Origin of the sequence: Vibrio sp. 1F279, from assembly GCF_041439815.1 — a bacterium.
Lineage (GTDB): Bacteria > Pseudomonadota > Gammaproteobacteria > Enterobacterales > Vibrionaceae > Vibrio > Vibrio tasmaniensis_A.
Genome location: NZ_JBGOOU010000065.1, coordinates 1 through 9,830, shown reverse-complemented (window position 1 = coordinate 9,830; position 9,830 = coordinate 1). Strand labels below are relative to the sequence as shown.

Here is a 9,830-nt window from a genome sequence, read left to right as displayed (position 1 = left end):
TGATCTTATTCTTCGTGCCGGTTAATTAGAATGCGGGGTTCATGACGCGCTTACGCTACAATTTCATTTTCTTGTTTTTCTATATGTTGATTTGAAGTCTCTGAGAACTGTTGGAACATTTCTTGAGGAACTGTGTCTTTTAACTGCTCTAATTGTTGATGCTTAATTCGTAGTTCAGTAATAGATACCGCTAAGTCAGTTAGTGCTTTAAGTGATTCAAACAGAATCTGCATAGCTTTAGCACCAACTAGCAAATCTATAATAAATGAACCACGGTCAGCATTTACTATCTCAAAATCTTCTGTTGGTTGATTTACCGCCATAGAGAAACCACGTGCGATAAAGTTCCATCGCTTAGCCCAATCACTAAATTCAACAACATTATTGATAGAAGCATCGTTGTGGAAAGTCAGACGAGTTAAAATTTTACCTGCGGGAACTTCCTGTGCATTGATAAATTCACTAGGAACAATCTTAGGCAATGCTGTTTTGGCTTGTGTAAATGCTGATGTAGCAGCTGTCAAAAACTTCACATGTCTATCTAATGTAGATATTACGAAGTTAATGTCATTTACATGCATATCAAAAAGTAAAGTAAACTCATTTACCGAGCCTTCCAAAACTATTGAACTTATATTTAACTTGATTAGACATTTTCTTTGATTGTTGGTGATCGAGCTATGGTCAACACTAGAAAGAGCCTTTAGCAACAGCTCTTTCTCCTGGTGAATATCAGTATTGTTTTTTAATCGACTCATACAAGCTGTTACTAATGAGTCGACTTTCTTTCCCTGAATCTCTTTTTGATACCATTGGGATAACTCGTGAATCTCATTTATTTGCATGTCTACACAGGCTCTCAATTATTCTTGGTTGAGAGCGTTATATCAGAGATTACTTGTACTTACAGTGAGTGCGGTCAAAACAAGTTGCTGAAAAAAAAACATGTAGCGAGCCTTTTCGATAAATGATTTTTTGATATTTTTCCTTGCTATTTATTGTGTAGCTTATGTGGAAATAATTGTGTATAGACCTGCCATAAAATGTTCAAATTTCTGTGCCCAGTTACTTGAGCTACTTCTTCTATCGAATACCCTTTCTCAAAAAGTCTACTTGCCCCCTCTCTTCGCAAGTCGTGGTACCTCAAATCCTCAATACCCAATTCATTCCTTACTCGTTGAAAGCCTGCGCTAACACTTCGAGAGTTGTACGGGAAAATGAGTTCGCCTTTGTTTGGTTGTTTCAGTGCGATCTCAAATGACTCACCAAGCAACGGAACAATCATGTGATTACCTTCTTTCTTCCTTGGGTCTTTTCTGTCTCTGACAAGTATCGTTTTATGCTCTTGGTTGAGGTCTTCCCAGCGTAGCTTGCAGACTTCGCCAATTCGCATGCAAGTGAGGATACTGAACTCAAGAATGTCGGTGAATGGTATTCGAGTTTTGCCGTTTGGCCGGAAAGACTCACGTTGTTCTAATCCAAGCTTTAAGAGTTTCAGTTCTTCAGAAGTCGGGCGGCGTGTTCGTTTCTGACTTTTACCGACTAACCCCATATCAATCAAAACAGGGACGGCTTCATCAAATATCTGGTGATTAGAGTCTACGTTGAATACAGGCTTCGACTTTTTCATGACGGAACGTAGGTAAGCAATATCATGATAAATCGTTGCAGGTTTGGCTCCTGCGCCTTTTCTGTTTTTGCAGTGTTCGATTAAGTCGCTTGTTCGTAGTTGATTGCTCTCAACATTGACGATGTCGCAATCCCTAAGCATCTTAATCACATATCGTTTGGTGCGGCCTGTATTGTCCCAAAGGTCACGTTCTGCCATGAATAAATCGAGGAGTACCGAAAGGGGTACTGTTTTGGGTTGATTGAGTACCCCTTGAGCCTCTAATTCAGCTACCCTTTTTCTACCCAAAGTTTTAGCGAGTGCTTTCTTTTTTAGAGTTTTGCTTTCCCTGTGTATAATGCGCGAATTCTTTTTAACGATGATTGTTACCTTGAACCTTTGTTCACCGCTTTTTAGCTTTCTGGTCTCGATGGTATAACTTGCCATTGTCCAACTCCTAAAGGGGTACTTGAGGGGTACTACAGGAAGTAATTCCGATTAATTCTAGGTAATTCGCTGTATGTTTGTACAATATTAATTGAGACTGAATCATGACAAACACTAATAAAACCAGTAAATACGCTAGTAACCGACTTTCTGTTGCACCCATGTTGGATTGGACTGACCGCCACTGTCGTTACTTTCACCGTTTGCTATCTCAGCAGACGCTTCTGTACACGGAAATGGTCACAACAGGCGCGATCTTACATGGTAAGGGCGACTTTCTAGAATATAACGAGCAAGAACACCCATTAGCTCTTCAACTTGGTGGTTCAAACCCGGTTGATTTGGCGGCTTGTGCCAAGCTTGCTGGAGAGCGTGGCTATGATGAAGTGAACCTCAATGTAGGTTGTCCTTCAGACCGAGTTCAGAATGGTCGCTTTGGTGCTTGCCTAATGGCTGAGCCTGAGCTGGTGGCAGATTGTGTGTCAGCGATGAAAGAAGTCACGGATATTCCAATTACGGTGAAAACGCGTATTGGTATCGACGACCAAGACTCTTACGAGTTTCTGACTAAGTTTGTTTCTACTGTTTCTGAAAAGGGCGGTTGTGAGCAATTTACTATCCATGCTCGTAAGGCGTGGTTGAGTGGCCTTAGCCCGAAAGAGAACCGTGAGATCCCACCGCTAGATTACGATCGCGCGTACCAAATCAAGAAAGACTTCTCAGATCTTGTGATTGCGGTAAATGGTGGTATCACAACATTAGAACAGACTAAAGAGCACTTGCAGCACCTTGATGGTGTGATGATCGGTCGTGAGGCATACCATAGCCCGTTTATCTTGGCTGAAGTTGATCAGCAGATCTTTGGTTTAGACACGCCAATCAAGAAGCGTTCACAAGTGGTTGAAGAGATGTACCCGTACATTGAGCGTCAGCTTTCGAATGGAGCGAGCCTTGGTCATATCTCTCGTCACATGCTTGGTTTGTTCCAAAGCATGCCGGGCGCAAGACAATGGCGTCGTTACATCAGTGAGAATGCACATAAGAAAGGCGCGGGCATTGAGGTGATTCAGACGGCATTGGCTAAGATCCCTAAAGAGCTAAACGTATAGACACCCTCAAGGTTAAAGCAAAAGCCAAGAACTAAAAGTTAAAAGCTTAAAGAACAAGGCTAAATTCGCCATTAGAGGCTAAATTTACCATTGTGAGTTTCCGAAAAGCCACGCATGAAGATGTGTGGCTTTTTATTTGCCTGATAAATAAGGAGTTTATGGTTGTATCTAACTTGGTATGGAAGCTGCAATGTTAGAAAGTAGGAAAGATAGGTCATGAACTCATTAGGGAGACCATTATGTTTGAATTAATCTTTGTTCTTATTTTCGTCGCAACTTTACTCGTTACTGGTATTACGTTTATGACGGTACTAGCGGCAACCGGAATCGCGTTAGCGGTCATGCTGGTCTTAGGTATGATGGGCGTTGTGTTTAAACTGTTGCCTTGGCTGATCGTGATTGCAGTGGGTGTGTGGTTTTTCAAAAACTATGTACACAGCTCTAACCAAAGACGTTATTAAAGTCATCGTGTCGTCAAATCTTTACTCGTCAGCGGTTTATCGTTTTAGAATTTAAGATGTGTGGTAGAATTTTCCCCAATAATCTATGAATGTGCATACAATTAGCACAACGATATGGAATTGGAGCTATCTCAAATGAATAAAATGCCATTAATTGCTTTAGTGGGAATGCTTTCTTTAAGCTCGGCAGTGTCCGCTGAAGAAGAGTTTTCTTACACGACTAAGATCGGTGCTGATATGTGGTGGGGAAGTACAAAGCTGAACGAAGCTAGGTCGAGTGACTCAAACTCACCTTCGTTGTATTTCGCATTTGAGCATAATGCCCCTAAGCTGCCAAATGCGAGTTTCCGCTACTCTACTGTTGATACAACATTGTTAGCGTTTGATAAGTATGACTACACGTTCTACTACACAATGTTGGATCACAAGTTGATGAACTTCGATGCGGGTGTGACATTTACTCAGTATGCAAACTCACATTACAAAGATCCGTACAGTTCGAAAACGACAAGTTTTGATGAGTTTACCTGGAGCTTCTACGGTAACGCAGAAATCAATGTCCCTAATACTCAGCTTGATATCATTGGTACGATGGAATTTGGTGATAGCAACGGTATTAAGAGTACCGATTTGATGGCGGGTGTTCAGTACCGTATTCCAGTGGCAGATACTGAAATAGCACTTCGTGGTGGCTATCGTGTGATCGACCTTGATTCGGACAAATTCTTCTCTTCAGAGCTGAACAAACCTCTTGAGACAGACAAAGAACCTGATCCGTTAGATGACCCAAAGCCTGGGCCACCTAAATCGTTTGTTATGGTTGATGGTTGGTTTGCTGGCGTAGAAGTACGCTTTTAGGCAATTAAAACGAATCTAGAACGAAATTTAAGAACGTCACTTTATTAAGTGGCGTTTTTTTATATCTATTGGTTATCCCCAAGCATCTTGAAGTTACTTGGGTATATACTTTTCTGGAATTAGTTAGCACATTCATCACTTTCGACCATCCTTAATACAGAGACCTAATTAGCGTCTATTCTTATAAGGTCTATGTTGTGAGGTCAAAGCAAGGGATGGAATATGACACTCAATGAATTACGAAATTTATATCGAGAAAATCTGTTGGTTGAAGCGATCATAGAGCCCTCAATTCAAGAGGGGTCTTGGGTTGTGGAGTTTCGCCATATGGGCGGTGGCTTTGTTTTGCTTACTGATGTTCATGGTGAAGAGTGTCATTACGCGGATTTAGACCTAGCATCTAAGTCGGCAATGGCGGTTGGCTTTCAACAAGTTCGTATTGAAAACCAGTAACTCAATTGATGTTTCAATCGGTTTTTACTTCCAAAAAGTTATAAAACATACTTTTCTATTCTTTCTTGTTATTAAAAGGAGTGGTTAATCTATCGTCACGCAATGATTAGGGATGTCGTGACCATGTCTTTAAATAAGAAAGAGTCTTCACAAAATAATAATGCACAGTCTGGGGCTACTGAGTTACCTGGGCTAGCAGCACCACTTAATGACCAACAATTGGGTCATCTTCAGCAAACTGTTTCTGAATTATCTTCTCAACAACTGGCATGGGTCAGTGGTTACCTTTGGGGTGTGAGCCAAACTCAGCCTGTGGGGGCCGCCGCGCCAATCGCTCAAGCAGCCGCTGCAGTAGCCGCAAAACCTGCGGGTAAGCTCAGCATTATCTTCGCATCCCAAACCGGTAATGCGAAAGGTGTCGCCGAATCGCTTGAGGCAGAAGCGAAAGCCTTAGGGATTGCTGTCGAGCTTTTCGATGCTAGTGATTATAAAGGTAAGAACCTAGCCAAAGAGACACACGTCATTTTTGTAGCTTCAACCAATGGTGAGGGCGAAGCCCCTGATAACGCAATTGAGTTGCATGAATTCCTTCAATCGAAGAAAGCGCCAAAATTATCAAACCTACAATACGGTGTGATCGGTTTAGGTGACTCAAGCTATGAGTTCTTCTGCCAAACGGCTAAAGACTTCGATAACTTCCTCGCTAAGCTTGGTGCTAAATCGTTTGTCGACCGTCTTGATTGTGATGTTGATTACGAAGAGTCAGCAACGGAATGGCGCGCTAAAGCATTAGAGCAAGTAAAAGAGACGCTATCGACAGGCACTGAAGCCGATGTGGTTCAATTACCAGTAGGTCAAGCGGCTGCCGGTCATTCGCAATACACCAAACAAAACCCATACACAGCGACCCTATTAACGAGCCAAAAGATCACCGGTCGTGATTCGGGCAAAGATGTTCGTCATATCGAGATTGATCTTGATGAGTCGGGTATTACTTACCAACCGGGTGATGCGCTAGGCGTATGGTTTGAAAACAGTTCAGAACTCGCAAATCAGATTCTTTCTAAGGTTGGGCTGTCTGGTATCGAAAGTGTCGATGTCGATGGTGACAACTTGTCTGTCCACAGTGCACTCGTCAGTAAATTCGAGATTACCTCTTCAAACCCTCAACTTGTGACTAAGTTTGCTGAGCTATCGGGCAGCAAGAAGTTAATTAAGCTGGTGGAAGATAAAGACAAGCTTCGTGAATACGCGGGTAATACTCAAGTTGTCGATGTTTTAGCTGAGAAGAAAACCAAGCTATCGGCTGATGAATTGATTGGCCTACTACGTAAGTTAACTCCACGTCTCTACTCTATTGCGTCAAGCCAAGCAGAAGTAGATGAAGAAGTTCACTTGACGGTTGGTCTGGTTGAATACCAAAAGGGCGATGAATCTCGTCTGGGTGGCGCTTCAAGTTTCTTAGCTCAACGCCTTGAAGAAGGTGGTGAAGTGAAGGTGTTTGTAGAGAACAACAATAACTTCAAACTGCCGCAAGACGACAACACACCAATCATCATGGTTGGCCCGGGTACAGGTATCGCACCTTTCCGTAGTTTTGTTCAAGAGCGTGAAAACAATGACGCTGAAGGTAAAAGCTGGTTGTTCTTTGGTGACCGTACCTTTACTCAAGATTTCTTATATCAAGTTGAATGGCAGAGGTATCTTAAATCTGGTGCATTAACCAAGCTTGATGTTGCGTTTAGTCGTGATCAAAAAGAAAAGGTTTATGTTCAAGACCGATTAATTGAGCAGGCAGAGCAGGTTTGGCAATGGCTTCAAGAGGGCGCGTACCTCTATGTATGTGGCGATGCAACTCGAATGGCAAAAGATGTTCATGAAGCGTTAGTTACGATAGCGGAAAAACATGGCAATCAGAGCCGCGAGCAAGCTGAACAATATATTAATGATTTACGTAAAGCGAAACGTTACCAAAGGGATGTGTACTAATGAGCAAGCAAGTAATAGAGCAAGAAGTGCTAGGTCAAGTACTGGGACCTTTGGCTGACAATGAACGTCTGAAGCGTGAAAGTAAAAACCTTCGCGGTACGATTGAACAAGATCTTCAAGACCGTATCACTGGTGGTTTTACCGCAGATAACTTTCAACTGATCCGTTTCCACGGTATGTACCAACAAGATGACCGTGATATTCGTAATGAACGTACCAAGCAAAAGCTAGAACCTTTACATAACGTAATGCTTCGTGCGCGTATGCCTGGCGGGATCATCACTCCGAAGCAATGGTTAGCGATTGATAAATTCGCAGATGAAAGCACCTCTTATGGTTCTATCCGTCTTACAACTCGTCAAACTTTCCAGTTTCACGGTGTGTTGAAGCCGAACATTAAGTTAATGCACCAAACGCTAAACAGTATTGGTATTGATTCAATCGCAACTGCGGGTGACGTAAACCGAAATGTTTTGTGTACCACAAACCCGGTTGAGTCCGAGCTACACCAAGAAGCTTATGAGTGGGCGAAAAAGATCAGTGAACACCTATTACCTAAGACTCGTGCTTATGCTGAGATCTGGCTAGATGGTGAAAAGCTCGCAACAACGGATGAAGAACCTATCTTAGGTAGCAACTACTTGCCGCGTAAGTTCAAGACGACGGTTGTAATTCCTCCGCAAAATGACGTAGATGTTCATGCTAACGATCTTAACTTTATTGCGATTGCTAAAGACGGAAAGCTGGTGGGCTTTAACGTATTAGTGGGCGGTGGTCTTGCAATGACGCACGGCGATACTTCTACTTATGCACGTAAAGCTGACGACTTTGGTTTTGTGCCATTAGAGAAAACGTTAGATGTAGCGGCAGCTGTTGTGACGACACAACGTGACTGGGGTAACCGTTCGAATCGTAAGAATGCCAAAACCAAATACACACTAGACCGTGTTGGTATTGATGTATTCAAAGCAGAAGTAGAAAAACGTGCAGGCGTTGAGTTTTCTGAAAGTCGTCCTTATGAGTTTACTGGCCGTGGCGACCGTATCGGTTGGGCGGAAGGTATTGATGGTAAGCACCACTTAGCGTTATTCATCGAAAATGGTCGTTTACTTGATTTTCCGGGTAAAGCGCTGAAAACAGGTGTTGCTGAAATAGCGAAGATCCACAAAGGTGATTTCCGCATGACAGCGAACCAAAATCTCATTGTTGCAGGTGTACCTAAGAGCCAAAAGGCAAAAATTGAAAAGCTGGCACGTCAATACGGTCTGATGGATGATTCCGTTTCAGAACAGCGCAAGAACTCAATGGCGTGTGTGGCATTCCCAACATGTCCGTTAGCAATGGCAGAAGCCGAACGTTTTCTTCCTGAGTTTGTAACGGATGTTGAAGACATTCTGAAGAAACACGGGTTACCAGAAGAAGATAACATCATCCTTCGTATTACAGGCTGTCCAAACGGCTGTGGTCGTGCAATGTTGGCTGAACTTGGTTTAGTCGGCAAGGCTCCAGGGCGTTACAACATGCACTTAGGTGGCAACAAAGCCGGAACTCGTATTCCTAAGATGTATAAAGAGAACATCACGTCAGCTCAGATTTTAGAAGAGATTGATTCGCTGGTGGGGCGTTGGGCTACGGAACGAACGGATAATGAAGGGTTCGGTGATTTTACAATCCGAGCTGGCATCATCGAAGAGGTGATCATTTCAAAGAGGGATCTGCATGCATAATTCTGTCGCTTCAAAATTGAAGTTAGCAGAGCTACTCGCATTGACTAAGACGGAGCAGATACTTCGTCTTGGACAAATTAATGCTGAGTTAGAGCAGCTAACTGCATTAGAAAGAGTGAAGTGGGCTCTAGAAAACTTAGAAGGAACACATGTGGTGTCTTCTAGTTTCGGAATCCAAGCAGCATTGATGCTGCACTTAGTGACTCAAGCCAAACCCGATATTCCAGTTATTCTGACAGACACCGGGTACCTATTCCCAGAAACGTATCGCTTTATAGATGAGTTAAGTCAGAAATTGACTTTAAACCTTCAAGTCTTTCGTGCACAACAGAGCTCTAATTGGCAAGAAGCGCAATATGGCAAACTTTGGGATCAAGGTATAGAAGGGATAGAGAAGTACAACAAACTTAATAAAGTTGAACCGATGAGAAGAGCACTGGATGAATTAGAGGCTGGCACTTGGTTTTCTGGTTTAAGAAGAGAGCAATCTCAATCGCGCGCAAACTTACCGATCTTATCTATCCAAAATGGTGTGTTTAAGTTCTTGCCAGTAATTGATTGGACAAATAAAGATGTTCACTATTACTTGGAAGAGCATGGCCTTAGTTACCACCCACTTCGTGAGCAGGGGTACCTTTCTGTTGGAGATACTCATACGACTAAGAAATGGGAACCGGGTATGACTGAAGAAGAAACCCGGTTCAATGGTCTGAAACGAGAATGTGGTCTCCATGAAGACGATGGAGAGCAATATGGTTCTGGGATTTAGACTCATTGCCATTTAAAAAGCTGCCTCAAGGCAGCTTTTTTAGTTTCTAGGGGATAAAATTAAAGTGATTGTGGATAAGTCTGTGGTTATTATGTAGGTACTTTGTAGTTAAACTTGCATAAATAAAGCTTTGGGTGTTTATCCATCATCTAACCGTTATTTTTGCAATTTTCGGCAATAAACACTTGCCAATGTGAGGAACATCTCTATAATGCCGCCTCACTGACACGGTAGACGCCACAAGGCCTCAGCGAAGAATGTTAGTAAGGCAACTAGCTTTAAGCGATAATTCGCTTCTACTTTTAGAAAGTAGAAATTAATTTTCAAAAGTGTTTGACACTGAGAATTAAAACGCTAGAATGGCCGCCTCTTCCGAAGTGATGTAAGTCACAACGAAGAGAAGCTCTT

General features: G+C 42.6%; 9 protein-coding genes. 7 read left to right on the top strand and 2 right to left on the bottom strand.

The window, feature by feature from the left end; translation table 11 throughout:
- Nucleotides 1-50: 50 nt before the first annotated feature.
- Together ACED60_RS24535 and ACED60_RS24530 are read right to left on the bottom strand one after the other, a co-directional pair.
- Nucleotides 51-845 carry a hypothetical protein gene (locus tag ACED60_RS24535; protein ID WP_371728649.1) on the bottom strand — a complete coding sequence of 265 codons (795 nt, stop codon included), beginning with the start codon at nt 843-845 and terminating at the stop codon, nt 51-53.
- Nucleotides 846-991: 146 nt separating this feature from the next.
- The gene (locus ACED60_RS24530) at nt 992-2,056 is read right to left on the bottom strand and encodes a site-specific integrase (RefSeq protein ID WP_371728648.1); all 1,065 of its coding nucleotides are present in this window, start codon (nt 2,054-2,056) and stop codon (nt 992-994) included.
- 104 nt (nt 2,057-2,160) lie between these two features.
- Here ACED60_RS24530 and dusA point away from each other — a divergent pair, with 104 nt between their 5' ends.
- From dusA to ACED60_RS24495, 7 genes are all read left to right on the top strand, one after another.
- Entirely contained in the window at nt 2,161-3,165 is a 1,005-nt protein-coding gene (gene dusA / locus ACED60_RS24525; RefSeq protein ID WP_135383036.1) for a tRNA dihydrouridine(20/20a) synthase DusA, read from the top strand.
- Nucleotides 3,166-3,404: 239 nt separating this feature from the next.
- Nucleotides 3,405-3,626 carry an envelope stress response protein PspG gene (pspG, locus tag ACED60_RS24520; protein WP_009847904.1) on the top strand — a complete coding sequence of 74 codons (222 nt, stop codon included), beginning with the start codon at nt 3,405-3,407 and terminating at the stop codon, nt 3,624-3,626.
- A 135-nt stretch (nt 3,627-3,761) separates the two neighbouring features.
- Nucleotides 3,762-4,484 carry a TIGR04219 family outer membrane beta-barrel protein gene (locus ACED60_RS24515; protein ID WP_080518003.1) on the top strand — a complete coding sequence of 241 codons (723 nt, stop codon included), beginning with the start codon at nt 3,762-3,764 and terminating at the stop codon, nt 4,482-4,484.
- A gap of 222 nt (nt 4,485-4,706) precedes the next feature.
- The gene (locus tag ACED60_RS24510) at nt 4,707-4,937 is read left to right on the top strand and encodes a hypothetical protein (protein WP_004735813.1); all 231 of its coding nucleotides are present in this window, start codon (nt 4,707-4,709) and stop codon (nt 4,935-4,937) included.
- 123 nt (nt 4,938-5,060) lie between these two features.
- Nucleotides 5,061-6,926 (top strand): assimilatory sulfite reductase (NADPH) flavoprotein subunit, encoded by a 1,866-nt coding sequence (locus tag ACED60_RS24505; protein WP_032499707.1) that lies wholly within the window; start codon nt 5,061-5,063, stop codon nt 6,924-6,926.
- Entirely contained in the window at nt 6,926-8,653 is a 1,728-nt protein-coding gene (cysI, locus tag ACED60_RS24500) for an assimilatory sulfite reductase (NADPH) hemoprotein subunit (protein ID WP_371728647.1), read from the top strand. The genes ACED60_RS24505 and cysI overlap by 1 nt, the downstream gene beginning before the upstream one ends.
- A complete protein-coding gene (locus ACED60_RS24495) occupies nt 8,646-9,422 on the top strand; it encodes a phosphoadenylyl-sulfate reductase (RefSeq protein ID WP_102250087.1) in 777 nt (258 codons plus the stop codon). The genes cysI and ACED60_RS24495 overlap by 8 nt, the downstream gene beginning before the upstream one ends.
- The last annotated feature ends 408 nt before the right edge of the window (nt 9,423-9,830 follow it).

Coding starts and splice junctions, on each gene's coding strand:
- ACED60_RS24535 (WP_371728649.1), bottom strand. CDS start 845: ATGCAAATAAATGAGATTCACGAGTTATCCCAATGGTATCAAAAAGAG.
- ACED60_RS24530 (WP_371728648.1), bottom strand. CDS start 2,056: ATGGCAAGTTATACCATCGAGACCAGAAAGCTAAAAAGCGGTGAACAA.
- dusA (WP_135383036.1), top strand. CDS start 2,161: ATGACAAACACTAATAAAACCAGTAAATACGCTAGTAACCGACTTTCT.
- pspG (WP_009847904.1), top strand. CDS start 3,405: ATGTTTGAATTAATCTTTGTTCTTATTTTCGTCGCAACTTTACTCGTT.
- ACED60_RS24515 (WP_080518003.1), top strand. CDS start 3,762: ATGAATAAAATGCCATTAATTGCTTTAGTGGGAATGCTTTCTTTAAGC.
- ACED60_RS24510 (WP_004735813.1), top strand. CDS start 4,707: ATGACACTCAATGAATTACGAAATTTATATCGAGAAAATCTGTTGGTT.
- ACED60_RS24505 (WP_032499707.1), top strand. CDS start 5,061: ATGTCTTTAAATAAGAAAGAGTCTTCACAAAATAATAATGCACAGTCT.
- cysI (WP_371728647.1), top strand. CDS start 6,926: ATGAGCAAGCAAGTAATAGAGCAAGAAGTGCTAGGTCAAGTACTGGGA.
- ACED60_RS24495 (WP_102250087.1), top strand. CDS start 8,646: ATGCATAATTCTGTCGCTTCAAAATTGAAGTTAGCAGAGCTACTCGCA.